This is a genomic window from Janthinobacterium sp. 1L-D-8-B-C4 (genome assembly GCF_057291295.1).
Genome location: NZ_JBXAVX010000010.1, coordinates 23,396 through 47,513, shown reverse-complemented (window position 1 = coordinate 47,513; position 24,118 = coordinate 23,396). Strand labels below are relative to the sequence as shown.

The window sequence follows — 24,118 nt, the reverse complement described above, 5'->3', positions numbered from 1 at the left end:
GGCGGAATCGGCTTGATATGGATCAGGCGGCCAGGCGCCGTCAGCCTTGCCCGATCTTCGCGCGCGGATGCGTCTTGTCGTACACCTCCGACAGATGCTGGAAATCGAGCGCCGTATATACCTGGGTCGAGGTGATGCTCGAGTGGCCCAGCATTTCCTGCACTGCGCGCAGGTCGCCCGACGATTGCAGCAGATGCGAGGCGAACGAGTGGCGCAGCACATGCGGGTGCACATTGGCGGGAATGCCGGTCGCCAGCGCATGCGCCTTCAGGCGCAGCTGCAGTACGCGTGGCGAGATGCGCGTGCCGCGCGTACTCAGGAACAGCGCCGCGCTGCCGTCTTGCGGGGGCGGGCGCACCGCCAGCCAGGCCGACAGGGCGACCAGGGCCGCCTTGCCAACCGGAACCTTGCGCATCTTGTCGCCCTTGCCGGTCACCACCACTTCGAAACTGGCCATGTCGATCCAGCCTTTTGATGCGGGCTGGACGCCGTCGGCCTTGTGGTAATGGGTGTCCAGGCTGGTCAGCTCGGACACGCGCAGGCCGCTCGAATACAGCAGTTCGAACATGGCGCGGCTGCACAATTCATCGGATTCCGCTTTGCCCTCTTGGTACGGCGCGGGCGCTACCAGGCGCACGGCGTCATCGACCGACAAGGCCTTGGGCAAGGTCTTTGAACGCTTGGGCGCACGGATGCCGTCGACTGGATTGGCATCTATCGTCGTCTCGCCGGCCAGCCAGTCGAAAAAGCCGCGCCAGGCCGACAGCTTGCGGGCGATCGAGCGCGGCTCCAGGCCGCTGGCGTGCAGTTTCGAGGTGTAGCGGCGCACTTCCTGATGCGCCAGCGTCTGCCAGGCGATATCGCCGCTCAGCACCAGCAATTCATGCAGGTCGCGCCGATAGGCCGCCACGGTGTGCGGCGACAGCTTGCGCTGGGTTTCCAGCTGCGCCAGCCAGGCGCTGATCCACCCGGCCTTGTCGCGCGCCTGACTCATTGCTGCTTTACGCCGGTGCGCGCAACGCGGCCAGCGCCGCGCTGGCGGTGGCGCCGATATGCACCAGGAAATCGGTACCCATGCTGGACGTGAAGCGTTCGCTGTCGGGCGAGCCCAGCACCAGCAAGCCAAAAGTGCCAGTGGCGCGCGGCGCGCGCAAGGCAATCATCACGGTCGATGCGATCTTGTCCGATTGCAGCCAGTGCACGGCCTCGAAATCGCGGTTGCTGCCGCAATACGGGGTTTGCAGGCCATTGGCGAACATGCGTACATCGGCCGTCACGTCCTGGGCATACCAGGCATCGGCGAATTCGGGCGCAAGCTGCCACAGCCGCAGGCTGGCATGGGGCACGTCGAAATGGCTTTGCAGGGCGTCGACCAGCACGCGCGGCATGGCGCCGTCCTCGCGCACTTGCAGCATGGCCTGGTTCCAGCCATGAAATTTGTTGGCGATGGCGCCGTTTTCCTGGGCCACGCGGCTGAGGTTGGACATGCGCAGTTCGAGCGCCTTGTACTTGTCGCGCATCACTTCCATCTGGCGCTCCTGCAGCGAGATGGTGCGCCCCGTCAGCGGGCTGCAGAGCTTGACTTCACCGAGCAGGGTGGTGTGTTCTTCGAAAAAGTTCGGGTGCTCGCTCAGATACTGGGCGACGGTGCTTGCGTCGAGTGGGGCGGTCATTGATGGATGCAATCAGTAGTCATGGGAAATTGCCTGATTCTAACCGACGGCACGCCGTGCGATGGTGCAAAAGCGTGCGGCCATGAAAAAAGCGGCATGGTTGCCCATGCCGCCTGATATTCCATGGTGCATGCCGCCCGTTACAGGCGCCATGTCAGGCCATTAGAAATTGTGGTGCAAGCCGAGGCCCACGTAGTTGATGGTCGTCGAGTTATTGTAGTTGGTGGCGCTAGCCTGTTTTTTGTTCGAGATGTCGGCGTAGACGTAGGTGCGTTTCGACAGGTTGTAATCGTAGCCCAGCGAAGCCTGCTTGGTCTTGACCACGCCATCCGGCGTTTTCTGGCCGTAGCCAGCGCGGATCTTGCCCGGGCCGACGTCATAGTTCATGCCCAGCACCCAAGCCTTGGTGTCGGTGTTGATGAGCTTGAAGTTGCTGTCGTCCTGGTGCTGGTACGACGCCATCAGTTTCAGTTCCGGCGCAACATTGAACGATGCACCGACCGACCACAGCTTGGCTTGCACGCCATTGCGCTCGTAGGCGCCCATGGCGGCGAACTGCGCGTTGTTGTAGGTGACCGATACCGAATAAGGATTCGATGCTGGTGCAACGTTTGCTGGCAGCGCGAAGTTGCCGGTAGCATTCGTGAAGGCGTTCGGCAAGCTGGCGGCAATAGCGGAGTTGTTGTTCGCTTCCTTGGCGGCCACGGTGGCATTGAACTGGAAGCCGGCAAATACTGGCGAGTTGTAGAACACGGCGTTCGAGAAACGGTTGCGCGAGTTGCCGTTTGCGCTCAGCGGATCGCTGGTGTAGGCGGCAACGGTCAGGTCGGTCTGGAAGCCAGCCTGGGTCGGCATGCCGGACCATGGCTCAAACGCGGTGCTGGTTTCCTGGAAAGCGGTCAGGCCACGGCCCAGGCGGACGGTACCGAAGTCGCCTTGCAGGCCGACGCGGCTTTGACCTTGGAAGAATGGACGCGAATTGGTGCCCGAAGTGTTTTCCAGCGTGCCGGTATCGGTCTCATAGCGGATTTCCAGTTGGAAAATAGCTTTCAGGCCATTGCCCAGATCTTCCGTGCCTTTGAAACCCAGTTTGTTGTTGTCGCGCTTGCTGACGGAAGTGGTGCCGTTGGTGGCTTTGGCCAGGCCGGCATCGACGGTGCCGTAGATTTGTACCGACGATTGTGCTTGTGCGGTGGCGGCAAAGGCGCCGAACAGTGCGAGGGCAACGAGTGATTTTTTCATGTCTTTTTCCCTAGTTAAGGTGGTTTCCGTCAGAGATCCGAGCAGAGTGAAAGCGCCGATAGCCGCGTTTCGATGAGTCAACCTTAAGTCTTCGACACGGCGCACGCGCGGGATTGGTCAAATATGGATGAAAAAATTGGTGGAAAACCCGACAAGCAGCCTGTGCTGTTGTATTTTCGTAACGCCGGGTTTTTCTCGCGTGCGCCAACTGCCTCTGCTGCTGCCTCCTGCGGTGCCACTATTTTGATGCCGCCAGCATGCTTGCAACCAAAGGGCATATTGCGTTTAATCAATTTTCCTTTTTGCAATATCGAATTTCGACCACAAGGAAGTTACACTATGTAACAGTTTGCATGGCGTCACAGCGTTTTTGACGTGTCGAGCCGTTGCAAGCCAGGAGACAGCAGATTATTAGAATCATTGACTCAATATAGAGAATCGATGGCAAATCGCGAAATTTTAGGATTGATCAAGGGAGCGCGCGCGGGCGATGTCGTTTGCCAACTGGCGCTGGGAAGAGTGTATCTGTTTGGCCACGGCGTGCCGAAAAGCGTGCCGACGGCCTTGCATTGGCTGGCGCGCGCGGCGCAGGAAGGCAGCGAAGAAGCATGCTTGTTGATCGGCACGCATGTGCCGTTCGAACTGGCGCAAGCGGCGGCCAAGGCACTCATCCCCTATTATGAACAGGCGTTTGACGCCGGCTTGCCGCAGGCCGGCCTGGTGCTGGCGCAACTGGTGCTGGCCGATTGCGCCAAGCACTGCGAGGCGGTGCGCGTCAAGGCCAGGCTGGGGCTGGAAGCGGCGGCCCGGGCCGGTTTGCCCGATGCGCTGTGGCTGCTGTCGCGCCAGGATGGCGTGCAGGACCCGGTGCAACAGCGCGGCGGTGACGCCTGGCTGGAGCAGGCCTGGCTGTCGGGTGACCAGGCCGGTTTCCTGACCCATGCGATGCCGCTGGCGCGTGAATTGCTGCAGCGCCAGGCCGTCAACGGCGCGCGCAGCATCGCCCTGACGCCAGCGCAGGTGCTGCTGTTGTCGCGCTGCGCGCAGGCGCTGGCGCCTACTGGCGGCACCGAAAGCTGGCAGTGCTGCGAACTGGCCGCGCACGGCGGCGACCGCGCCGCGCAGCTGGAACTGGGGCTCGGCTATGCGCGCATGGACGCCCATGGCCGCAAGCTGGCCGCGCGCAACGGCGCGGCCAATTTCAAGCGTGCCGTACGCTGGCTGACGCAGGCCGGCGAGCAAGGTCTGGCCGAAGCCTGGTTCGTGCTGTCGCGCATTTACACCAAACCCGAATTTTCCCAGCGTAATGTGGTCGAAGCGCATTGCTGCCTGGAGCGTGCGGCCGACCTGGGCCATGGACCGGCCCAGCTCGAATGCGGCATGCACGCCTGGCGTAACCGCCGCGACGGCGTCAACAGCGACGTGCGCGCCGCCTATTGGCTGTTGCAGGCGCAGTCGCAAGGCAGCGGCGAGGCCGAGGCGGTGCTGGCGAAAATCGCGCCGCGCACCGAACCCGGTGACTGGGGCCAGTTTGCCAGCGCGCACAGTGCCGCACTCAAGCGTGAACTTGATCTGAGCCAGCCCTTGCTGGCGGGGCGTCTGGCGCTGGCGCGCTGCTTTCACCTGACGCGCGCCGAAGCGCTGCTGCTCGATGTGCATGCGGCCGACCAGGGACATTGTTTGCTGATCGATATCAGCGCCACGCATGGCCGCGGCAAGCGGCGCCTGGCGCTGATCCGCTCGGCGCAGGAACGCCAGGTACTGGACCAGGTGCTGCGCACGTTCGAGCGCGTCGATTGCGGCATCGACGGCCCGGAAGGCAATTACCGGCAGCGCCTGTACCGCCTGAAATGCTATCTGGCAGAACTGGACGCGCCGCAGGAACAGGAGTTCCTGGCCGCTTAAACCTCGATCTGGCCTTCGAAGACCGTCACGGCCGGCCCTGTCATCAGGACCGGCTGGCCCGGTCCTTGCCAGGCGATCGACAGTTCGCCGCCGCGCGCGCTGATGCGCACCGGGGAATCGAGCAGGCCGCGCAAGATGCCGGCCACGGCGGCAGCGCAGGCGCCGGTGCCGCAAGCGAGGGTTTCGCCGGCGCCCCGTTCATACACGCGCAACTTTACATGGTGGCGGTCGATCACCTGCATGTAGCCGGCGTTGACCCTGCGCGGAAAGCGCCGGTGATGCTCGATCAGCGGGCCTGATGCTTCGAGGTTTTCTGCGTCGACATCGTCGACCACCTGCACCGCGTGCGGGTTGCCCATCGACACTACCGACACCAGCACCGTGGCAGCGTTGCCCGGCAGCGCCAGGTCCAGCGGCCAGCTGGTATCGTTGCCTTGCGGCACGCCGTCCAGGCCGCTTGCATCGAACGGCACCAGCGCCGGCGCCAGTACCGGCGCACCCATGTCGACCGTGATTGAGCCATCGAGCTCCAGGCGTGGCGCGATCACGCCGGCCATGGTTTCGACGCTGATGCTGCGTTTTTCCGACAAGCCTTTTTCACTGACGAATTTGACAAACGCGCGCGCGCCGTTGCCGCACTGTTCCACTTCGCCGCCGTCGTTGTTATAGATGCGGTAGCGGAAATCGCAGCCGGGCAGGCGTGCCGCTTCGACCACCAGGATCTGGTCGGCGCCGATGCCGAAACGGCGGTCGGCCAGCCGCTGCCACTGTGCTGGCGTGAAATCGATCTGCTGGCTGATGGCGTCGATGACGATGAAGTCATTGCCGGCGCCGTGCATCTTGGTAAAGTTCAGTTTCATGCTGTTCAGTCTTGGTTTTGCTGGTGATAGAACGAGGCTTCGCCTGCCGGACGCGTCTTGAAGCGCTTGTGAGTCCAGAAATATTCGGCCGGCGCTTCGCGCACGCGCTCTTCGATGAATTCGTTCATGCGGCGCGTGGCGGCCGTGATGTCGTCGCCCGGGTAATCGTCCCAGGCCGGATAGTAGGTCACCTGCCAGCCCTGGTAGTTGGGCAGGAAGGTGGCAATCACGGGAATGACCTGCGCGCGGGCCGCCATCGCCAGGCGCGCGGTGGCTGTCAGGGTGGCGGCCGGCACGCCGAAGAAGGGCACGAACTCGGCGTCCTTTTCGCCGAAATCCATGTCCGGCAGCATGAAGTAGGGCAGGCCGTCGCGCAGCGCGCGCAAGATGGTCTTGATGCCGTCCTGGCGCGTAAACAGCCGCGATGGCTTGAAGCGCGAGCGGCCGTCGCGCAAGGCCTTGTCGAACACGGCGTTCTTTTGCTGCACATACATCGACGACGCTTCGATTTCCATCGCGGTGGCGGCGCCGGCCACATCCAGGCAGACAAAATGCGGGCACAGCAGGATAGTCGGTTTCGATGCAATCTGCATGCCGGGAAATGCCGGCACCTTCTTGATCAGGCGGTTCAGGCGCGCTTCCGAAGCCCACCATAAAATGCTGCGTTCCCAGACACTGCGCGAATAGGCCTGGAAATGCTGGCGCACCAAGGTGCGGCGCTGCGATTCCGTCAGTTCCGGCATGCACAGGCGCAAGTTGGTCAGGGCGATGTTGCGCCGCGGACCCATGACGATGAACAGCAGATTGCCGATGCCGGCGCCGAAGCGGCCCAGGATGGGCAGCGGCAGCCAGTGCAGCAGCCACATGAAGCCGATCAGCAGCCTCATGACTGCGCTCCGGCCGGCGTGGTGGTCGGTGGCGCCGCGCCGCGCGGCACCTTGAAGCGGTTGTAGCTCCACAGGTATTGCGCCGGGCTGCGCGCGATCAGTTGTTCCATCGCCGCATTGATGGTGCGCGCCTGTTCGGCCGACGTGCCATCGAGCGACTCCGTAAACGGCACGAAATGCACGCGGTAGCCGCGCCCGCCCGGCAGGCGCTCGGCATAAGTAATGATGACTTCTGCGCCACCCATCTGCGCCAGCTTGGCCGGCAACGTCATGGTGTAGGCCGGGCGGCCAAAGAACTCGGCCCACACGCCTTCGCCTTCCTGCGGCACCTGGTCGGGCAGCAGGCCGATCGGCTGGCCCTTCTTCAAACATTTGGCAAAGATACGCACGCCCGACATGTTGGCCGGCGCCAGCATCAGGTTTTCACGCGCGCGCGCGCCTTCGATCAGCGGTTTCAGGGCGGCGCGCTTCGGTGGGCGGTACATCACGGTCAGCGCCGTGCGCAGCGCGATCTGCTGGGCGACAATTTCAAAGCAGCCCAGGTGCGGCGTCAAAAACACGATGCCGCGGCCATGCGCGAGCGCCTGCTCGACCAGTTGCCAGTTTTCCACCGTCGCATGGCGCGCCACGCGCTCGGCTGGCGCGCACCAGATAAAGGGTAATTCCAGCACGCTCTTGCCTGCTTCGGCGACGGCCGCATGCAAGTGTTGCGAAAACCCCGCACCGGCCATGTTCTCGCGCATGCGGCGGCGATACGAAGGTGAAATGGCGTAAATCACCCAGCCCATGGCAGCGCCGAGCGCATGCAGAAAGGGCAGGGGAAACAGGGATAAAAAGCGGAAGATGGGGACGAGCATGAATGATCTGTTTCTAAAGTATGGCGTGTTGCACTGCCAAAATTTTTTAAGAAGCGTAAAATACCACGTTGTAGTATCCGCTGAGTTAATAGACAACTTGCGAAGCGGAATATAAATATCGCTAAAGCGTCGCAGGCAAATCCTCTTTACTGCGACAGAACATTCACATAGTAAACAGGAGCTTGCATGTCCAACGATTATCTCTTCACGTCCGAATCCGTCTCGGAAGGCCATCCCGACAAGGTTGCCGATCAAATTTCCGACGCCATTCTCGACGCCATCCTGACCCAGGACCCGAACGCCCGCGTGGCCGCCGAAACCCTGTGCAACACCGGCCTGGTGGTGCTGGCGGGCGAAATTACCACCCACGCCAATGTCGATTATATTCAAGTTGCGCGCGAGACCATCAAACGCATCGGTTACGACAACACCGAATACGGCATCGACTACAAGGGTTGCGCCGTGCTGGTGGCTTACGACAAGCAGTCGCCCGACATCGCGCAAGGCGTTGATGAAGGCGCGGGTATTGACTTGGATCAAGGCGCCGGCGACCAGGGCCTGATGTTCGGCTATGCCTGCGATGAAACGGCCGAGCTGATGCCTGCTGCCATTCACTATGCGCACCGCCTGGTCGAGCGCCAGTCGCAGCTGCGCAAGGACGGCCGTTTGCCATGGCTGCGCCCGGATGCGAAATCGCAAGTGACCTTGCGCTATGTCGATGGCCGCCCGGTCGGCGTGCACACCGTCGTGCTGTCGACCCAGCATGCGCCGGAAATGACGCACTCGCAGATCGAAGAAGCAGTGATCGAAGAAATCATCAAGCCGATTTTGCCGCGCGAGTGGCTGACGGAAACCAAATTCCTGGTCAACCCGACCGGCCGCTTTGTCATCGGCGGCCCGCAAGGCGATTGTGGCCTGACCGGCCGCAAGATCATCGTCGACACCTACGGTGGCGCAGCCCCGCATGGCGGTGGCGCGTTCTCGGGCAAGGATCCATCGAAAGTCGACCGTTCGGCCGCCTACGCCGCCCGCTACGTGGCGAAAAACATCGTCGCCGCCGGCCTGGCGCGCCAGTGCCAGGTACAGGTCAGCTACGCCATCGGCGTGGCCAAGCCGATCAATATCACTGTCTATACCGAAGGCACGGGCGTGATTCCTGACGCCGAAATCGCCAAACTGGTGCTGGCCCACTTTGACCTGCGCCCGAAAGGCATCGTGCAGATGCTGGACCTGCTGCGCCCGATCTACCAGAAGAGCGCCGCCTACGGCCACTTCGGCCGCGAAGAGCCGGAATTCACCTGGGAGCGTACCGACAAGGTGGCCCTGCTGCGCGATGCGGCTGGCCTGAAATAATCGCATCGGCTGCCTGAAAAGCGCCCTCGCCGCAAGGCTGAGGGCGCTTTTTTCATGGTTGACAGGAACTTGTAACTTGGCAAACCTGGCGAATTTGATTGGCGTGCCGGCCTTGACAATGCTAAAATCCGGCGTCCGAGGAGCGTTGCGACGAAGAAATTCGCCAGGCTCGGAATATCCTGCAACTGCGCTCACGTACCTTTTTCACAACTGAAAGGAGGGCGTGATGAACGCCGTACTCAAATCGCAACACGACTACACCATCGCCGATATCACCTTGGCCGCATGGGGCAACAAAGAAATCAAGATTGCTGAAACGGAAATGCCTGGCCTGATGGCCATCCGCGAAGAATTCGCGGCAGCGCAGCCATTGAAAGGCGCGCGCATTACCGGTTCGATCCACATGACCATCCAGACCGCCGTGCTGATCCAGACCCTGGAAGCACTGGGCGCGCAAGTGCGCTGGGCCTCGTGCAATATCTATTCCACGCAAGACCATGCCGCCGCCGCCATTGCCGCTGCCGGAACGCCGGTGTTTGCCGTCAAGGGCGAGTCGCTCGACGACTACTGGGAATACACGCACCGCATCTTCGAATGGCCATCGGTCGATGGCAAGGCGGTCTATTCGAACATGATCCTCGACGATGGCGGCGACGCGACCCTGCTGCTGCACCTGGGCGTGCGCGCGGAAACCGACCTGTCGGTGCTGGCCAACCCGTCCTCGGACGAAGAAGTCTGCCTGTACAACTCGATCAAGCAGCGTTTGCTGGTCGACCCGGCCTGGTACTCGAAGCGCTTGCCGGAAATCCTCGGCGTGACCGAAGAAACCACCACCGGCGTGCACCGCCTGTACCAGATGCACAAGGAAGGCAAGCTGGCTTTCCCTGCAATTAACGTCAACGATTCAGTGACCAAATCGAAATTCGACAACCTGTATGGCTGCCGCGAGTCGCTGGTTGACGGCATCAAGCGCGCTACCGACGTGATGATCGCCGGCAAAGTTGCCGTGATCGCCGGTTATGGTGACGTCGGCAAGGGTTCGGCCCAGGCCATGCGCGCGCTGTCGGCGCAAGTATGGGTGACCGAAGTCGATCCGATCTGCGCCCTGCAGGCGGCGATGGAAGGCTACCGCGTGGTGACCATGGATTACGCTTGTGAACACGGCGACATCTTTGTGACCTGCACCGGCAACTACCATATCCTGACGCACGATCACCTGACGCGCATGAAAGACCAGGCCATCGTCTGCAACATTGGTCACTTCGACAATGAAATCGACGTTGCCTCGCTCAAGCAATACGAGTGGGAAAACATCAAGCCGCAGGTCGACCATATCATCTTCCCGTCGGGCCGCCGCATTATCCTGCTGGCCGAGGGCCGCCTGGTCAACCTCGGTTGCGGTACCGGTCACCCGTCGTACGTGATGAGCTCGTCGTTCGCCAACCAGACGATCGCCCAGATCGAACTGTACGCCAACACGGCCAACTACCCGGTCGGCGTCTACACCTTGCCGAAACACCTCGATGAAAAAGTCGCTCGCCTGCAACTCAAAAAGTTGAATGCCCAGCTGACCGAACTGACTGAAGAGCAAGCCGCTTACATCGGCGTGCGTCAAGAAGGTCCTTACAAGCCGGAACACTATCGTTACTGATCGATAGGCGGGGCTGTACATCACCCTCCGATGGCCGGCGCCTGGCGCCGGCCTGACTCTTCTTTTGACAGGCTAGAGAAATGCGCTTGCTCCTGATCTGGTTTATCAATGCGGCAGCCCTGTTTGCCGTTCCTTACCTGATGCATTCGATCACCATGAGCAGCGGCTGGACCGCGCTGTTCGCTGCTGCCTTGCTGGGGTTGGTCAATGCACTGATCCGTCCCTTGCTGGTCCTGCTGACCTTGCCGGTAACGTTTTTGTCGCTGGGCTTGTTTATTCTGATCATCAACGGCTTTCTGTTCTGGCTGGTGGCGCAGGTGGTCGATGGCTTCCATGTCGCCAGTTTCTGGTCGGCCGTGGGTGGCGCCATTCTGTACAGCATCATTTCCTGGGCCTTGTCGACCTTACTTTTGAGTAAAACCGATGGCAACCCATAACTTCAGTATCGAGTTTTTCCCGCCGAAAACCCTGGAAGGGGCGGAAAAGCTGCGTGCCACGCGCGCCAGGCTGTCCGAACTGCAACCGAAGTATTTTTCGGTGACGTTCGGCGCCGGCGGCACCACGCAGCAGGGCACCCTGGACACCGTGCGCGAGATCCTGGCGGCCGGCGAACAAGCCGCACCGCATCTGTCTTGTGTCGGTGGCTCGCGCGAATCGATCCGCGCCGTGCTGGCCGACTTCAAGGCGGCCGGCGTAAGCCGTATCGTGGCCTTGCGCGGCGACTTGCCGAGTGGCTATGGCGCTTCGGGCGAATTCCGCTACGCCAACGAACTGGTGGAATTCATCCGCGCCGAAACGGGCGACCATTTCCATATCGAAGTGGCAGCCTACCCGGAAGTGCATCCGCAGGCGCGTTCGCCGCAAGACGACCTGCAGGCGTTTGCGCGCAAGGTGCAGGCCGGCGCCGACGCGGCCATTACCCAGTACTTCTACAATGCCGACGCGTATTTCCAGTTTGTCGAGCAGGCCCAGAAGATCGGTATCAACGTGCCGATCGTGGCTGGCATCATGCCGATCACGAACTACACCCAGCTGATGCGTTTTTCGGACATGTGCGGCGCGGAAATTCCACGCTGGGTTCGCCTGAAGCTGGCCAGCTTTGGCGACGACAGCGCCTCGATCAAGGCCTTTGGCCTCGATGTGGTGACCAGCCTGTGCGAACGCCTGCTCGAAGGCGGCGCACCGGGCCTGCACTTCTACAGCATGAACCAGGCGGCGCCCACCACCGCCTTGTGGCAGCGGCTGGTCAAGTAACTATCTGCTGATGTATCAGTACAGGTCGCCCTCGGTTACGATGTGATCGAGGGCGATGTCGTATGGGTCGCTGGCAAAGTGTGCTTGCAAGCAAGCGTAGGCGATACCCAGGGTGCGCGGGCGCGGCGCATGTGCCAGGGTGCGGTCGTAGTAACCACCACCATAGCCGAGCCGGTAGCGTCCGGCATTGAAACCGAGGCAGGGCACCAGCAGCACCGGCGGCGCCGGCACCAGACGCAGCTGGGCCGGCACGGCCACGCCCATGCCGTCCTTGACCATGGACTCGCCCGGTGTCCAGGCGGCAAACGCCAGCGGCGCATGTTTTTCCAGCACCACCGGCAAGGCCAGCGCCACGCCGCGCGCGGCCAGTTCCAGGTAAGCGGCATGCAGGTCCGGTTCGCCATGCAGGGGCCAATAGACGGCAAGTTCAGCAATGTTTTCATTTGCACACCAAGCCAGCAGGCGCTGCGCAATGGCCGCGTCCCACTGGCTGCGGGATGCCTCGGGCAGGGTGCGGCGGGCCGCCAGCAGGGCTTTGCGCAAGCTGCTTTTTTCCTGTAGAGCAATGGCTGGCGAGCTGGCCGGATCGCATGTTATTCTAGGGTCGCTATTCATATCACCATCAAGCCTACATTGAGAGTCGTACATTGATTTCCCCACTGAAATGGATTGCCGGTACGATGCTGTGTGTTGCATCCGCCTTTTCCCCCCTGGCCGCATTTGCCCAGGCCGCCACCCCGGTCAACCCTGCCGCGCCCGATACGCGCAGCGAAGATGACGCTTTCCTGCTGCTGCGCGACGCCGCGCGCAAGGACGATCTCGAAAAAGTCGACTTTTATGCCAGCCGCCTCGGCAATTACCAGGTGCCGTCGTATGTCGACTATTATCGGCTCAAACCGCGCATCCGGCAGCTGTCCGAAGCGCAATTTCGCGATTACCTGGCACGCTACAAGGGCAGCGCGATTGCCGACCGCTTCCGCAACGACTGGCTGCTGGAACTGGGCCGCCAGCGCAACTGGGTGATTTTCGATGAACAATATCCGCAGTTTGCGCTCGATGACGACACGCAACTGAAATGCTACGCCCTGATGTCGCGCCTGGCCAAGGGCCAGAAAGTGGCCGACGAGGCGCGCAATCTGCTGCAGTCGCCGCCCGGTTACGGCGAAGCCTGCGGCAGCCTGATCACGGCGCTGGCGCAAAGCGGCCAGTTCGACAGCAACGACCTGTGGGCGCAGATCCGCCTGGCCGGCCAGAGCAATGCCACCGGCCCGGCGCGCAGAGTCGCGCTGCTGCTGGGCGCCTCGGACGCAAAAATGGCGCAGGCGATCGACTTGCCGGCGCTGGTGCTGGCCAAGGGGCCGGGCGCCAGCCGTGCCGACCATGAAATGTACCTGGTGGCAGTGGGCCGCATGGCCCGCAGTACCCTGAAACTGGGCCTGGTGGCGCTGCAAAAAAACCTGCCGCAGCTGACGGCGCAGGAACAGGCGATCGGCTGGGCCAACGTGGCCTTGCAGGCCTCGTATTCGCTGTCGCCGGACGCGTTTGATTATTGGCAAAAGTCGAATGGCGCGCCGTTGACCCTGGAACAACTGCAGTGGAAAACCAGGATCGCCCTGCGTGAAGGCAACTGGCCGCTGGTGAAATCGACCATCGAAACCATGCCGGCGTCCCTGCGCCAGGACCCGACCTGGGTCTACTGGCTGGCGCGCGCGCTGCAGGCCGAAACGCCGGGCCGTGCCAACGCCCAGGCCGACAAGTTGTACCGCAGCATCAATGACCAGTCGAATTTCTATGGCTTGCTGGCCAATGAAGAGCTGGGCAACCATCTGGTGTTGCCGCCGCCAGGCCAGGCGATCAGCCCGGCGGAAATTGCCGCCATGGCCGCCAATCCCGGCTTGCAGCGAGCCTTGAAGTTTTTCAATCTGCGCTTGCGCTTTGAAGGCACGCGTGAATGGAACTGGGAGTTGCGCTCGATGACGGACCGCCAGCATCTGGCGGCCGCCGAATTTGCGCGCCAGAACAATGTGCTCGACCGCATGGTCAATACCTCGGACCGCACGCGCCTGGAAGTGGACTACACGCAACGCTACCCCACGCCGCACGATGACGTGATGCATCCGGCCACCAAGAGCCTGGGACTGGACAAGGCCTGGGTCTATGGCCTGATCCGCCAGGAATCGCGTTTCATCATGGATGCCCAGTCGCATGTGGGCGCTTCCGGCCTGATGCAGGTAATGCCGTCGACCGCGCGCTATGTAGCCAAGAAGATCGGCTTGACCGACTTCGTCACGGAAACGCTCAGCGATGTGCGCACCAACGTCATGCTGGGCACCAACTACCTGAACATGGTGCTGGGCGGCCTGGACGGCTCGCAAGTGCTGGCCAGCGCCGCCTATAATGCCGGCCCCGGCCGCTTGCGCACCTGGCGCGCCACCATGACGCGTCCGCTGGAAGGAGCCGTGTTTGCGGAAATTATTCCCTTTACGGAAACGCGCACCTACGTGAAAAACGTGATGTCCAACGCCACCTATTACGCGGCCCTGTTCGAGAAAAGCCCGCAGTCGCTCAAAGCGCGGCTCGGCACGGTGGGGCCGAAAAACAGCGCGATTGCCGCCGATTTGCCTTGAATTTTTAATCAACCTGACAGCCGATCATGCAAACCACCGTCCTCGACCCCAGCCTGACGCAAGCCCTGGCCGCTGCACGCGAGCCAGGCCTGACCCTTATTATCGGCAACAAGAATTATTCGTCCTGGTCGATGCGCCCATGGGTGGCGCTGACCGCCTTCGGCATTCCGTTCCAGGAAGTGCGCGTGCTGCTTGACCAGAAAGATACATCGAGCAAGATTGCCGAATATTCGGCCTGCGGCCGCGTGCCGGTATTGCTGGCCGGCGAGATCACCATCTGGGACAGCCTGGCCATTTGCGAATACCTGGCAGAACAGTTCCCGGACAAGCATCTTTGGCCGCAGGACGTGGCCGCGCGCGCCATGGCGCGTTGCATCTGCGCGGAAATGCACTCGGGCTTTACCGACTTGCGCAACGATATGTCGATGCATATCAAGGCGCATCTGCCGGGCCGCGGCCGCACGCCGGGCGCCCAGGCCGACATCGGCCGCATCAGTGAAATCTGGGAAGAATGCTTGTCGCGTTTTGGCCACCACCAGTTCCTGTTTGGCGAGTTTTCGATTGCCGACGCGTATTTTGCGCCCGTCGTCATGCGTTTCCGCACCTATGGCGTGTCGCTGGCGCCGGCCCTGAACGCCTATTGCGAGCGGGTGCAGGCGCACCCGGCCGTGGCGCGCTGGATCACCGAAGCGCTGGCCGAAACGGAAGTGGCGGCCAGGCACGATGCCGATCTGCCGGATTAGGCGGACGGTGGCCGAGATGAAGATTTATACGGTCGGCGGCGCCGTGCGCGATGCACTGCTGGGCTTGCCGGTCAAGGACCATGACCATGTGGTGGTGGGCGCCACGCCGGACGACATGCTGCGCAAAGGCTTTCGGCCGGTCGGCAAGGATTTTCCTGTGTTCCTGCACCCGCAGACGCAGGAAGAATATGCGCTGGCCCGCACCGAGCGCAAGACCGCGCCCGGCTACCGGGGTTTTGTGTTCCATGCGGCACCCGATGTGTCGCTGGAAGACGACCTGGTGCGGCGCGATCTGACCATCAATGCGATTGCGCAAGATGAAGACGGCAAGCTTACCGATCCGTTTGGCGGCGTCGACGATATCAGGAACAAGGTGTTTCGCCATGTCTCCGACGCGTTTGGCGAAGATCCCGTGCGCGTGCTGCGCCTGGCCCGTTTTGCCGCCCGCTTTGGCGATTTTACGGTGGCGCCCGCCACCATGGCGTTGATGCGCAGCATGGTTGCCAACGGCGAAGTCGACGCCCTGGTGGCCGAACGCGTGTGGCAGGAAGTGGCAAAAGGCCTGATGGAAGCACAACCGTCGCGCATGCTGACGGTATTGCAGGACTGCGGCGCCTTGCCCCGCATACTGCCGGAGCTGGATGTCAACCCGCAGCTGTTGCAGGTAATCGACCGCGCCGCCGCCGAAGGCCATGCGCTATGCGTGCGCTTTGCCGTGCTGATGCTGGCCGTGCCGGTGGCGCAGATCAATACGCTGAGCGAGCGCCTGCGCGTGCCCAATGACTGCCGCGAGCTGGCGCTGATGGCGGCGCGTGAGCAAAGTGTGATCGACAATGCGCTGGCCTTGACGGCCGAAGACCTGGTGCGGCTGTGCGAACGCTGCGACGGCCTGCGCAAGCCGCAGCGCTTTGTGCAGATGCTCGACGCGGTCGCATGCGAAGTCCGCGCGCGGCAGGATCAGGCTTTTCCGCAAGCGGCCTGGCTGCAAGCCGTGCTGGCGGCGGTGCGCGGGGTCGATGCGGGCGCGCTGGCGCAAGCTTGCGCGCAGGAACCGAAACGCATTCCGGCCGTGATCCATGCAGCAAGGGTCGAGGCCGTTACCAATGTGATCAGCAGCCAGGAAGTACCATGACCCTGCCCAAATTGTTCCAGAATCCGTTTCGTCGTTGGCTCAGCCGCAGCGGCGACACGCGTCCGGCGGTGCTGGTCAAGCAATTGCACGAGCGCGACCGGCGCCGCATGATGAAGCATTTTTTGTCGCTGGAAAAAAGCGACCGCCTGCTGCGCTTCGGCAGTTCCTTGCCCGACGAACTGGTGGCGCAATATGTGCAGAAGATGGATTTCTCGCGCGATATGGTCTACGGCGTCTACAACAGCACTTTTAAATTGGTCGGCGTGGGCCATCTGGCGTTCGCGCCGAAAGACAAGTCGCCGGCCAGGAGCGTGGTGACGACCAAGGAGCAGGTGGCCGAGTTTGGCGTGTCGGTATCGAAATCGATGCGCGGCATGGGCGTGGGTTCGAAACTGTTCGAGCGCGCGGCGATACATTGCCGCAACAACGATGTCGACACCTTGTATATGCATTGTTTATCGTCCAACAAGACGATGATGCATATCGCCAAGAAGGCAGGCATGGAAATCCAGCGTGAATACGGCGAAGCCGATGCTTATTTGAAACTGCTGCCACCGAACCCTTCCAGCATGCTGCAGGAAGCCGTGCAGGAACAGTTCGCCATGTTCGACTACACCTTCAAGGCCAATGCGCGCGCCGCCTCCAAGCTGTGGGATCGCTTGCCAGGCCGCAAGAAGAAGCCCGGCCCGCCATCACAATAAGGGCAGGGCGGTGGTATCCTTGATACGCTGCAGGGCAAAGCTCGATTTCACGTCCAGCACGGCCGGATGGCGCAGCAGCGTCGCCATCATGAAGCGCGAAAAATGCTCCATGTCTTCCACGTGCACGCGCAGCAGATAATCCATTTCGCCGGTCATCGCATAGCAGGCCACCACTTCCGGCCATTGCGCCACGGCCACCGCAAAGTCGGCGCGCGGCGAGGTATTGGTCACCAGGTTGGGCGCCAGCACGCGCGCGGTGCTGTGGGCGTGGGCCGAGGCATCGCTGTGCTTTTCCAGCCGCACATTCACATAGGCCAGCAGGCCCAGGCCGATCTTTTCCGGGTCCAGCAGTGCCACGTACTGGCGGATCACGCCCGCTTCCTCCAGCCTTTTCACTCTGCGCAAGCATGGTGATGGCGACAGGCTGACCTGTTCGGCCACGTCCTGGTTCGACAGCCGACCGTCGGCCTGCAGCACCGAGAGGATCTTGCGGTCGGTTTTATCCAGCGTAATTTTGCTCATGCATACCTCCGTGGGACTAGTTTCACGCAATATTATTGCGCAAATCATGGTTGTTCGGGAGATCTTTGGCATTTAATGCCGGCCGGCCCCGCCTATACTGTGCCCTACTTCTAGGAGGAGACATCATGCAATTTCAACCTTGGGATAACCCGATGGGTACCGATGGTTTCGAGTTCGTCGAGTATGCAGCACCAGACCCAAAAGCATTGGGCGAGCTGTTCGAGAACATGGGCTTTACCGCCATCGCGCGTCATCGCCACAAGGACGTTACCCTGTACCGCCAGGGCGATATCAATTTCATTATCAACGCCGAGCAGGATTCGTTTGCCCAGCGTTTTGCCCGCCACCATGGCCCGTCCGTGTGCGCGATCGCGATTCGCGTCGACGACGCCGCGTTCGTGTACCGCCGCGCGCTGGAGCTGGGCGCCTGGGGTTTTGACAATAAAACCGGGCCGATGGAACTGAATATTCCGGCGATTAAAGGCGTGGGCGACTCCCTGCTGTATTTCGTCGACCGCTGGCGCGGCAAGGGTGCGGAAAAGGCCGGTGCTGCAGCGCCGGGCGGCATTGGCGACATCAGCATCTATGACGTCGACTTCGTTGCCATTCCGGGCGCGGTCGCCAATCCGGTCGGCCATGGCCTGACCTATATCGACCACCTGACGCACAATGTGCACCGTGGCCGCATGAAGGAATGGGCCGGTTTTTATGAAAACCTGTTCAACTTCCGCGAAGTGCGCTACTTCGATATCGAAGGCAAGCACACGGGTCTCAAGTCGAAAGCCATGACTTCGCCCTGCGGCAAGATCCGCATTCCGATCAATGAATCGTCGGACGACAAGTCGCAGATCGCCGAATACCTGGACGCTTATCACGGCGAAGGCATCCAGCATATCGCGCTCGGTACCGACGATATCTACGGCTCGGTGCAGGGCATGCGCGACACCGGCATTGATTTCCAGGACACCATCGAAACCTACTATGAACTGGTCAACCGCCGCCTGCCGAACCACGGCGAGCAACTGGAAGAATTGCGCCGCCTGCGTATTTTGATCGACGGCCACAGCACCGAAACCGAGCGCGAACTGCTGCTGCAGATCTTCACGCAGACGGTGATCGGCCCGATCTTTTTCGAGATCATCCAGCGCAAGGGCGACCAGGGTTTTGGGGAAGGCAACTTCCGCGCGCTGTTTGAATCGATCGAGCTGGACCAGATCAAGCGCGGCGTCTTGAAAGACACCAGCGTCGCTTGAGAAATAACAAAAAGTAATAAATAAAACACCCGCCCCGGAGTGCAGTGCAGCAAAAGAACTGTGCGCATTCCTGTGGTAGTCTACGAAAAACAAGTCATTTTTCCGCACCGTCGCGCTTACAAGGCATGGCGGTACGTGTGAGTTCAACCGACTTTGCACGCGTAGCACAGAGAATAATGGAGACAAGTAATGAATGCACCAGTCAAGGGCTCGAATCTTGAGCCGGGCGCGCACGCGTCCGAAATTTCCCTCAACGACAAATATACTTTGGAGCGCGGCCGCGCCTTCATGACCGGCACCCAGGCGTTGATCCGCCTGCCGATGATGCAGCGCGAACGCGACCTGAAAGCGGGCCTCAATACGGCCGGCTATATCACCGGCTACCGCGGCTCACCCGTCACGTCGGTCGACATGACGGCTGTGAAAGCCAAGAAATACCTCGATGAACATCACGTCAAGTTCCACCCTGGCCTGAACGAAGACCTGGCGGCCACGGCCGTGTGGGGCACGCAGCAGACCAATCTGTTCGAAGACGCCAAATACGACGGCGTGTTCGGCATGTGGTACGGCAAGGGTCCCGGCGTTGACCGCTGCGGCGATGTGTTCAAGCACGCCAACAATGCCGGTTCGGCAAAACACGGCGGCGTGCTGGTGCTGGCCGGCGACGACCATGCGGCCAAATCTTCGTCCACCGCGCACCAGTCCGACCATATCCTGAACGCTTGCGGCATCCCCGTGCTGTACCCCTCGTCGGTGCAGGAATATATCGACTACGGCCTGCACGCCTGGGCCATGAGCCGCTACACGGGGCTATGGGTGTCGATGAAATGCGTGACCGACATCATCGAATCGGGCGCGGCCGTCGACTTTGATCCGGACCGCGTGCAGATCACCCTGCCGACCGACTTCGAGATGCCGGCCGGTGGCCTGAACATCCGCTGGCCAGACACCGTGCTGGAGCAGGAAGTGCGGATGAACAGCTACAAATGGTATGCCGCGCTGGCCTATGCGCGCGCCAACAAGCTCAATAAAATCATCTGGGACAGCCCGAAAGCGCGTATCGGCATCATTACCGCCGGCAAGTCATATCTGGACACGCGCCAGGCGCTGGCCGACCTCGGCATCGACGAGCAGACCGCCTCCGATATCGGCATCCGCCTGTACAAGATCGGCATGACCTGGCCGCTGGAAGCCGATGGCGTGCACGAGTTCGCCAAGGGCCTCGATGAAATCCTGGTGGTGGAAGAAAAACGCCAGATTCTCGAATACGCCCTGAAGGAAGAACTGTACAACCTGAAGGACGGCGAGCGCCCGCGCGTGGTCGGCAAGTTCGACGACACGGGCGAATGGAGCAACCAGAAGGGCACCGGCCACGGCGACTGGCTGCTGCCGGCCACCTATGAACTCAATCCCGCCATGATCGCGCGCGCGATCGCCAGCCGCATTTCGCGCTACTACGCCGGCCATCCGGTCGAGCAGCGCGTGAAGGAACGCATCGCCTACCTGGAAGCGAAAGAAAACGTCCTGAAAGCGATCAGCGTGAAACCCGATCCGCAAAAGGACCGCACGCCGTTCTTCTGCTCGGGCTGCCCACACAACAGTTCGACCAAAGTACCGGAAGGCTCGCGCGCGCTGGCCGGTATCGGCTGCCACTATATGGTGCTGTGGATGGACCGCGAAACGTCGACGTTTACTCATATGGGCGCCGAAGGCGTGACCTGGGTCGGCCAGGCGCCGTTCACCAATGAAAAGCATGTGTTCACCAATCTCGGTGACGGCACGTACTTTCACTCGGGCATCCTGGCGATCCGCGCGGCGGTGTCGGCCAAGGTCAACATCACCTATAAAATCCTGTTCAACGATGCGGTAGCGATGACAGGCGGCCAGGAATTCGACGGTCCGTTGTCGCCGGCGATTATTTCGCGCCAGATCGCCGCCGAAGGCGTCGGCCCCATCATCGTTGTCACCGACGAGCCTGAAAAATACCCATCCGATTATGCCTGGGCCGATGGCGTCACCGTGCGCCACCGTTCCGAGCTGATGGACGTGCAGCGCGAACTGCGCGACATGCCCGGTGTGTCGGCCATGATCTACGACCAGACCTGCGCCTCGGAAAAACGCCGCCGCCGCAAACGCAATGAATACCCGGACCCGGCCAAGCGCGCCGTGATCAACGAAGCCGTCTGCGAAGGCTGCGGCGACTGTTCCGTGCAGTCGAACTGCCTGTCGGTGGAACCGCTGGAAACCGAACTGGGGCGCAAGCGCCAGATCAACCAGTCGTCCTGCAACAAGGATTTTTCGTGCACCACGGGCTTTTGCCCGAGCTTTGTCACGGTCGAAGGCGGCGGGCTGAAAAAGCCGAAAAAAGCGGCCAGTGCCGACCAGGGCGGCCCTGAAGCGCCGGCCTTGCCGACACCGACGATACCGTCGACGGCCGAACCGTTCGGCATCCTGGTCACCGGCATCGGCGGCACCGGCGTGGTTACTGTCGGCCAGATTTTGGCGATGGCGGCCCACGTCGAAGGCAAGGGCTGTTCCGTGCTCGACATGAGCGGCCTGGCGCAAAAAGGCGGCCCGGTGATGTCGCACGTGCGCCTGGCTGACCGCCAGGAAGATATCCACTCGACCCGCGTCGGCACCGGCGCGGCGGATCTCGTGATCGGCTGCGACCTGATCGTCACGGCCAGCCGCGACGCGCTGTCGCGCATGGGAGAAGGGCGCAGCTGGGCCATGATCAACTCGACCAGTTCGTCGACGGCGGCCTTTGTGAAAAACCCTGACTGGCAGTTCCCGGGTGCTTCCGCGCGCATGGAAATCGAAAAAGCTTGCGGCAAGGACCATGTGGACTTTATCGACGCGGGCCAGATCGCCACCGCGCTGATGGGCGACTCGATCGCCACCAATATGTTCATGCTGGGCTATGCCTGGCAAAAAGGCCGGGTACCGCTGAGCGAAGCGGCAATCATGAAGGCGATCGACCTGAACAACGTGTCGGTGGCGTTCAACAAGGCGGCCTTCAACTGGGGCCGCGCCGGCGCCCATGACACGGCCAGCCTGCAGCGCATGACGGCGCCAGCCAAGGTGGTGGAATTCAAGCGCATCGACACGCTCGACGACATTATCGACAAGCGCGTGGCCCTGCTGACGGCTTACCAGGACCGCGCCTATGCGCAGCAGTACCTGGACTTCGTGAACCAGGTGCGCGCCGCCGAAAGCGCCCTGAATGGCCCGGCTTTGCGCCTGACCGAAGCGGTGGCCCGTTATTTCTACAAGCTGATGGCTTACAAGGACGAGTACGAAGTGGCGCGGCTGTACACCGACGGCGCGTTCCAGGCCAAGATCGCCGCCATGTTCGAAGGCGATATCAAGCTCAAGTTCCACCTGGCGCCACCGATCATGGCGAAAACCGATGCCCAGGGCCACTTGGTGAAAAAGGAATTCGGCCCGTGGATGATGAAAGCGTTTGGCGTGCTGGCGAAAATGAAGGGCTTGCGCGGCGGCGTCTTCGATATCTTTGGCTATACGGCCGAGCGCAAGATGGAGCGCGCGCTGATCGAGGAGTACCGCCATACCGTCGGTGGCCTGTTGCCGAAGCTGACCACGGCCAGGCTGGCGCAGGCGGTGGCCATTGCCAGTATCCCGGAAGATATCCGTGGTTATGGCCATGTGAAGGAGCGTCATCTGGTAGCGGCGAAAGAGAAGGAAGCGAGCCTGCTGACCGCGTTCAATAGTCCTCTGCCGGTACCGGTGGCTATGCCAGTGGCATCCCCGGTGCCAGCCACGGTGGCCTGATGCGTTGCTGACCTTGCTGAATGGCGCCTGCGGGCGCCATTTTTACATGTTTATTTCAGTATTGTAATCATCAACTATTGTTGAAACGGCTTATAATCTTCAGATAGTTTCTCTACGGAAAATAATTGTGAAAACCTTGCGCGATGTGTCCCTGCTGGCGGCTCCTTTGTTCGTGTTGCTCAGTGCCTGTGGCGGAGGCGGTGGCGGCAGTTCGGCGGTCAGCGAAACGCCCACCACGACACCACCTGTCAGTGGCGTCACACCCACCATTGTTGCTTCGAACACCGTGCAGAACCTGTGCGAAAAGCCGCGCAGCGGCAATGCCACCGACCGCCAGGGCACCTTGCTCAATGAATTGACGTGGGTGCGCAGCTGGATCGATGAAAGCTATCTCTGGTACAAGGAAGTGCCGACGACCTATCTGCCGCAAAATTTCAGTACGCCGATCGCCTATTTCAACGTGCTGAAGACCTCGGCCGTGACAGCCTCGGGCAAGCCCAAGGACCAGTTCCATTTCACCTACACCACCGCCGAATGGGAGGCCTCGCTCAAGGGTGTCGAGCTGGGCTACGGCATGCTGCTGGCCCTGACGCAGACCACGCCGCCACGCAGGGCGGTGATCACAATCGTCGAGCCGGGTTCTCCGGCGGCGCTGGCCGGCCTGCAGCGTGGCGACCTGCTGCAAACCGTCGATGGCGTCGATTTCGTCAACGCTGCCGGCCAGGACAGCGTCAATACCATCAATGCCGCCCTGTTCCCGGCCGCGCAAGGTACGCACACGGTGGGTTTCCTGCGCAACGGCGCCAGCGTCAACGCCACCTTGCAGGCGATCGAAGTCAATACCAGCGCCGTGCAGAACGAGCGCATCATCGATACGGCCACCGGCAAGGTTGGCTACCTGACCTTCAATACGCATAACAATGTGGCCGAACGCCAGCTGGTCGACACCATGCGCCGCTTCCAGGCGGCCGGCATCAGCGACCTGGTGCTCGACGTGCGCTACAACGGCGGCGGCCTGCTCGATATCGCCAGCGAACTGGCCTACATGATCGCCGGCCCGCAGACAACAACCGGCAAGACGTTCGAACAGGTGATCGCCAACGACAAGACCCGGCGCGAAGCGCCATTGGGTTTCCTCGCGCAAAGCCAGGGCTTTGCCGCCGCTAATCCGCTCGCCAAGGGCACGGCGTTGCCTGCCCTGGGCCTCAAGCGCGTGACCTTGCTGACCACCGGCAATACCTGCTCGGCCAGCGAATCGATCATCAACGGCCTGCGTGGCGTCGATGTCGAAGTCAACCTGATCGGCGGCACCACCTGCGGCAAGCCCTACGGCTTCTATCCGCAGCCGAACTGCGGCACCACCTATTTTGCGGTGCAGTTCCAGGGCGTGAACGCCAAGGGCTTTGGGGACTATGCCGATGGCATGGCGCCGACCTGCGCCGTGGCCGACGACTACCAGCATGCGCTGGGCGACGCCAATGAAGGCATGCTGGCGGCCGCCTTGCAATACCGCAGCACGGGGCGCTGCACGCCGGCCACCGGCATGAGTCGCTTGCTCAGTACGGTGGAAAGCTCGGAGACGGCAGCTAGCCGCCTGCTGCGCCCGCAATACAAGGAAATCGCCATCCGCCGCCAGCCTTGAGGTGAGGGTCAAATCTTTGCTTAT

21 protein-coding genes and 1 riboswitch are annotated in these 24,118 nt (G+C 61.6%); of the genes, 13 read left to right on the top strand and 8 right to left on the bottom strand.

From position 1 onward, the window contains the following. Positions 1-40: 40 nt before the first annotated feature. From AC0Z42_RS17770 to AC0Z42_RS17760, 3 genes are all read right to left on the bottom strand, one after another. On the bottom strand, positions 41-994 hold the full coding sequence (locus AC0Z42_RS17770; RefSeq protein ID WP_485469522.1) for a tyrosine recombinase XerC: 954 nt from the start codon (positions 992-994) through the stop codon (positions 41-43). Positions 995-1,001: 7 nt separating this feature from the next. Beyond that, the gene (locus tag AC0Z42_RS17765; protein WP_485469521.1) at positions 1,002-1,673 is read right to left on the bottom strand and encodes a DUF484 family protein; all 672 of its coding nucleotides are present in this window, start codon (positions 1,671-1,673) and stop codon (positions 1,002-1,004) included. 162 nt (positions 1,674-1,835) lie between these two features. After that, positions 1,836-2,915 carry a porin gene (locus AC0Z42_RS17760; protein WP_485469520.1) on the bottom strand — a complete coding sequence of 360 codons (1,080 nt, stop codon included), beginning with the start codon at positions 2,913-2,915 and terminating at the stop codon, positions 1,836-1,838. 123 nt (positions 2,916-3,038) lie between these two features. On the opposite strand from AC0Z42_RS17760, the gene AC0Z42_RS17755 reads away from it, so the two are divergent. Both AC0Z42_RS17755 and AC0Z42_RS17750 read left to right on the top strand, forming a co-directional pair. Continuing rightward, on the top strand, positions 3,039-3,260 hold the full coding sequence (locus AC0Z42_RS17755; protein ID WP_485469519.1) for a hypothetical protein: 222 nt from the start codon (positions 3,039-3,041) through the stop codon (positions 3,258-3,260). Positions 3,261-3,356: 96 nt separating this feature from the next. Then, positions 3,357-4,820 carry a tetratricopeptide repeat protein gene (locus AC0Z42_RS17750; RefSeq protein WP_485469518.1) on the top strand — a complete coding sequence of 488 codons (1,464 nt, stop codon included), beginning with the start codon at positions 3,357-3,359 and terminating at the stop codon, positions 4,818-4,820. Here AC0Z42_RS17750 and dapF read toward each other — a convergent pair. From dapF to AC0Z42_RS17735, 3 genes are read right to left on the bottom strand one after another with little or no spacing between them, the layout of a single operon-like run. Next, on the bottom strand, positions 4,817-5,680 hold the full coding sequence (dapF, locus tag AC0Z42_RS17745; RefSeq protein ID WP_485469517.1) for a diaminopimelate epimerase: 864 nt from the start codon (positions 5,678-5,680) through the stop codon (positions 4,817-4,819). The genes AC0Z42_RS17750 and dapF overlap by 4 nt on opposite strands. 5 nt (positions 5,681-5,685) lie before the next feature. After that, entirely contained in the window at positions 5,686-6,567 is an 882-nt protein-coding gene (locus AC0Z42_RS17740) for an LpxL/LpxP family acyltransferase (RefSeq protein ID WP_485469516.1), read from the bottom strand. Then, positions 6,564-7,424 carry a lysophospholipid acyltransferase family protein gene (locus AC0Z42_RS17735; RefSeq protein ID WP_485469515.1) on the bottom strand — a complete coding sequence of 287 codons (861 nt, stop codon included), beginning with the start codon at positions 7,422-7,424 and terminating at the stop codon, positions 6,564-6,566. Before AC0Z42_RS17735 ends, AC0Z42_RS17740 begins: the two co-directional genes overlap by 4 nt. 186 nt (positions 7,425-7,610) lie before the next feature. Between AC0Z42_RS17735 and metK the strand changes: the two genes are divergently transcribed. The 4 genes from metK to metF all read left to right on the top strand — a co-directional run bounded on the left by metK (position 7,611) and on the right by metF (position 11,682). Further along, complete coding sequence (gene metK / locus AC0Z42_RS17730) at positions 7,611-8,777, top strand: methionine adenosyltransferase (RefSeq protein ID WP_485469514.1); 1,167 nt, start codon at positions 7,611-7,613, stop codon at positions 8,775-8,777. 132 nt (positions 8,778-8,909) lie between these two features. Next, positions 8,910-8,977: riboswitch (S-adenosyl-L-homocysteine riboswitch) on the top strand. A gap of 26 nt (positions 8,978-9,003) precedes the next feature. Continuing rightward, positions 9,004-10,428: an adenosylhomocysteinase gene (gene ahcY / locus AC0Z42_RS17725; protein ID WP_485469513.1), complete on the top strand. Its 1,425-nt coding sequence runs from the start codon at positions 9,004-9,006 to the stop codon at positions 10,426-10,428. 80 nt (positions 10,429-10,508) lie between these two features. Further along, positions 10,509-10,865, top strand: coding sequence for a phage holin family protein (locus AC0Z42_RS17720; protein ID WP_485469512.1), 357 nt, complete (start codon positions 10,509-10,511; stop codon positions 10,863-10,865). Then, entirely contained in the window at positions 10,852-11,682 is an 831-nt protein-coding gene (gene metF / locus AC0Z42_RS17715) for a methylenetetrahydrofolate reductase [NAD(P)H] (protein WP_485469511.1), read from the top strand. The genes AC0Z42_RS17720 and metF overlap by 14 nt, the downstream gene beginning before the upstream one ends. A 15-nt stretch (positions 11,683-11,697) precedes the next feature. Here metF and AC0Z42_RS17710 read toward each other — a convergent pair whose 3' ends face one another. Further along, complete coding sequence (locus AC0Z42_RS17710) at positions 11,698-12,225, bottom strand: 5-formyltetrahydrofolate cyclo-ligase (RefSeq protein ID WP_485469510.1); 528 nt, start codon at positions 12,223-12,225, stop codon at positions 11,698-11,700. Positions 12,226-12,362: 137 nt separating this feature from the next. Here AC0Z42_RS17710 and AC0Z42_RS17705 point away from each other — a divergent pair, with 137 nt between their 5' ends. The 4 genes from AC0Z42_RS17705 to AC0Z42_RS17690 are packed head-to-tail and all read left to right on the top strand — an operon-like array spanning position 12,363 to position 16,885. Beyond that, complete coding sequence (locus AC0Z42_RS17705) at positions 12,363-14,309, top strand: lytic transglycosylase domain-containing protein (RefSeq protein ID WP_485469509.1); 1,947 nt, start codon at positions 12,363-12,365, stop codon at positions 14,307-14,309. A 26-nt stretch (positions 14,310-14,335) separates the two neighbouring features. Further along, on the top strand, positions 14,336-15,052 hold the full coding sequence (locus AC0Z42_RS17700) for a glutathione S-transferase family protein (RefSeq protein WP_485469508.1): 717 nt from the start codon (positions 14,336-14,338) through the stop codon (positions 15,050-15,052). Between the two features lie 16 nt (positions 15,053-15,068). Next, positions 15,069-16,184, top strand: a complete 1,116-nt coding sequence (locus tag AC0Z42_RS17695) for a tRNA nucleotidyltransferase/poly(A) polymerase-related protein (protein ID WP_485469507.1) — start codon at positions 15,069-15,071, stop codon at positions 16,182-16,184. Then, on the top strand, positions 16,181-16,885 hold the full coding sequence (locus AC0Z42_RS17690; RefSeq protein WP_485469506.1) for a GNAT family N-acetyltransferase: 705 nt from the start codon (positions 16,181-16,183) through the stop codon (positions 16,883-16,885). The genes AC0Z42_RS17695 and AC0Z42_RS17690 overlap by 4 nt, the downstream gene beginning before the upstream one ends. Here AC0Z42_RS17690 and AC0Z42_RS17685 read toward each other — a convergent pair. Continuing rightward, positions 16,877-17,407, bottom strand: coding sequence for an Lrp/AsnC family transcriptional regulator (locus AC0Z42_RS17685; protein WP_065310200.1), 531 nt, complete (start codon positions 17,405-17,407; stop codon positions 16,877-16,879). The two genes, AC0Z42_RS17690 and AC0Z42_RS17685, sit on opposite strands and share 9 nt — an antisense overlap. Positions 17,408-17,532: 125 nt before the next feature. Between AC0Z42_RS17685 and hppD the strand changes: the two genes are divergently transcribed. The 3 genes from hppD (at position 17,533) to AC0Z42_RS17670 (ending at position 24,094) form a co-directional block, all read left to right on the top strand. Next, positions 17,533-18,660: a 4-hydroxyphenylpyruvate dioxygenase gene (gene hppD, locus AC0Z42_RS17680; RefSeq protein ID WP_485469505.1), complete on the top strand. Its 1,128-nt coding sequence runs from the start codon at positions 17,533-17,535 to the stop codon at positions 18,658-18,660. A 189-nt stretch (positions 18,661-18,849) separates the two neighbouring features. Then, positions 18,850-22,452 (top strand): indolepyruvate ferredoxin oxidoreductase family protein, encoded by a 3,603-nt coding sequence (locus AC0Z42_RS17675; RefSeq protein WP_485469504.1) that lies wholly within the window; start codon positions 18,850-18,852, stop codon positions 22,450-22,452. A gap of 127 nt (positions 22,453-22,579) precedes the next feature. Further along, positions 22,580-24,094 (top strand): S41 family peptidase, encoded by a 1,515-nt coding sequence (locus AC0Z42_RS17670; RefSeq protein ID WP_485469503.1) that lies wholly within the window; start codon positions 22,580-22,582, stop codon positions 24,092-24,094. Positions 24,095-24,118: the final 24 nt, after the last annotated feature.

What these genes read in the sequence shown, in the direction of transcription:
- metF (WP_485469511.1), top strand. Translation starts at nt 10,852, where the DNA reads ATGGCAACCCATAACTTCAGTATCGAGTTTTTCCCGCCGAAAACCCTG.
- AC0Z42_RS17735 (WP_485469515.1), bottom strand. Translation starts at nt 7,424, where the DNA reads ATGCTCGTCCCCATCTTCCGCTTTTTATCCCTGTTTCCCCTGCCCTTT.
- AC0Z42_RS17675 (WP_485469504.1), top strand. Translation starts at nt 18,850, where the DNA reads ATGAATGCACCAGTCAAGGGCTCGAATCTTGAGCCGGGCGCGCACGCG.
- AC0Z42_RS17685 (WP_065310200.1), bottom strand. Translation starts at nt 17,407, where the DNA reads ATGAGCAAAATTACGCTGGATAAAACCGACCGCAAGATCCTCTCGGTG.
- hppD (WP_485469505.1), top strand. Translation starts at nt 17,533, where the DNA reads ATGCAATTTCAACCTTGGGATAACCCGATGGGTACCGATGGTTTCGAG.
- AC0Z42_RS17705 (WP_485469509.1), top strand. Translation starts at nt 12,363, where the DNA reads ATGCTGTGTGTTGCATCCGCCTTTTCCCCCCTGGCCGCATTTGCCCAG.
- AC0Z42_RS17740 (WP_485469516.1), bottom strand. Translation starts at nt 6,567, where the DNA reads ATGAGGCTGCTGATCGGCTTCATGTGGCTGCTGCACTGGCTGCCGCTG.
- AC0Z42_RS17755 (WP_485469519.1), top strand. Translation starts at nt 3,039, where the DNA reads ATGGATGAAAAAATTGGTGGAAAACCCGACAAGCAGCCTGTGCTGTTG.
- AC0Z42_RS17690 (WP_485469506.1), top strand. Translation starts at nt 16,181, where the DNA reads ATGACCCTGCCCAAATTGTTCCAGAATCCGTTTCGTCGTTGGCTCAGC.
- AC0Z42_RS17720 (WP_485469512.1), top strand. Translation starts at nt 10,509, where the DNA reads ATGCGCTTGCTCCTGATCTGGTTTATCAATGCGGCAGCCCTGTTTGCC.
- AC0Z42_RS17750 (WP_485469518.1), top strand. Translation starts at nt 3,357, where the DNA reads ATGGCAAATCGCGAAATTTTAGGATTGATCAAGGGAGCGCGCGCGGGC.
- dapF (WP_485469517.1), bottom strand. Translation starts at nt 5,680, where the DNA reads ATGAAACTGAACTTTACCAAGATGCACGGCGCCGGCAATGACTTCATC.
- AC0Z42_RS17765 (WP_485469521.1), bottom strand. Translation starts at nt 1,673, where the DNA reads ATGACCGCCCCACTCGACGCAAGCACCGTCGCCCAGTATCTGAGCGAG.
- AC0Z42_RS17695 (WP_485469507.1), top strand. Translation starts at nt 15,069, where the DNA reads ATGAAGATTTATACGGTCGGCGGCGCCGTGCGCGATGCACTGCTGGGC.
- ahcY (WP_485469513.1), top strand. Translation starts at nt 9,004, where the DNA reads ATGAACGCCGTACTCAAATCGCAACACGACTACACCATCGCCGATATC.
- AC0Z42_RS17760 (WP_485469520.1), bottom strand. Translation starts at nt 2,915, where the DNA reads ATGAAAAAATCACTCGTTGCCCTCGCACTGTTCGGCGCCTTTGCCGCC.
- metK (WP_485469514.1), top strand. Translation starts at nt 7,611, where the DNA reads ATGTCCAACGATTATCTCTTCACGTCCGAATCCGTCTCGGAAGGCCAT.
- AC0Z42_RS17770 (WP_485469522.1), bottom strand. Translation starts at nt 994, where the DNA reads ATGAGTCAGGCGCGCGACAAGGCCGGGTGGATCAGCGCCTGGCTGGCG.
- AC0Z42_RS17700 (WP_485469508.1), top strand. Translation starts at nt 14,336, where the DNA reads ATGCAAACCACCGTCCTCGACCCCAGCCTGACGCAAGCCCTGGCCGCT.